The organism is Carboxylicivirga taeanensis (genome assembly GCF_051851475.1).
Taxonomy (GTDB): Bacteria; Bacteroidota; Bacteroidia; order Bacteroidales; family Marinilabiliaceae; genus Carboxylicivirga; species Carboxylicivirga taeanensis.
The window spans coordinates 1-712 of the sequence record NZ_JBPUSJ010000114.1 but is presented as its reverse complement, the minus strand read 5'-3'; the positions used below and the strand labels follow the sequence as shown (position 1 = coordinate 712).

Genomic DNA, 712 nt, shown 5'->3' with positions numbered 1-712 from the left:
CCGTTGTAGGTAATTCAAAAAAATCAACAAGCAAACTAATAATTAAGCAAATAAAAACATGAAATACGTCCCTGATTTAAAGACGTTTGATGTCGTTTTGATTTTCCTTTATATCATTTGGTGCGTTGGCCTGACTATTGGCTACAAATCTGACTATTTTGAATTTCAATTTATTAAAAAAGCAATTGGACTAACTGGATTTGGTTCAGCACTTTTGATTTATGGAATTTACAGTAAGAAGCTGAGGAATAATAAAATATTCATAGTATGGTTGGTAATTGGCTTAGTTCAATTCATTATTTACATATTGTATTCAGATTTACCAGAGTTTAGCACTCCCAAAGGTAGTGTTTTAAGCCCTATAAAAGGACTTCTGATTGCCGTTGTGGTCTATCGAGGGATTCGACATCTATATTATAAAATCTTCAGACGGGAGTTGATTATTACTGACAGGGGTGATTTTGTTGGCGAGCGTTCATTCGACGAACAAAGAACAATCGGGAAATCGGACTTTATATTTTCGATACTAGGTGGCTTAATTATAATCTTTGCAACAATTTTACCATAAAAGAACTACCTACAACACGCCGCTATAGCGCATAGCAGGGCTCGGCTCTCTATGGGTGGGCAGATTCCCGCCTCGATAGTCTCGTCCTCTCGGACGGACAATCTCAACGCAAATCTGCTACAGCGCCATGCGGCCAACCGTTAG

Annotated in this window: 1 protein-coding gene; it reads left to right on the top strand. The window is 38.1% G+C overall.

Going from position 1 to position 712, the window contains the following annotated elements; genetic code table 11:
• Positions 1–58: 58 nt before the first annotated feature.
• Positions 59–568: a hypothetical protein gene (locus ACSX1H_RS19490; protein ID WP_439185933.1), complete on the top strand. Its 510-nt coding sequence runs from the start codon at positions 59–61 to the stop codon at positions 566–568.
• Positions 569–712: the final 144 nt, after the last annotated feature.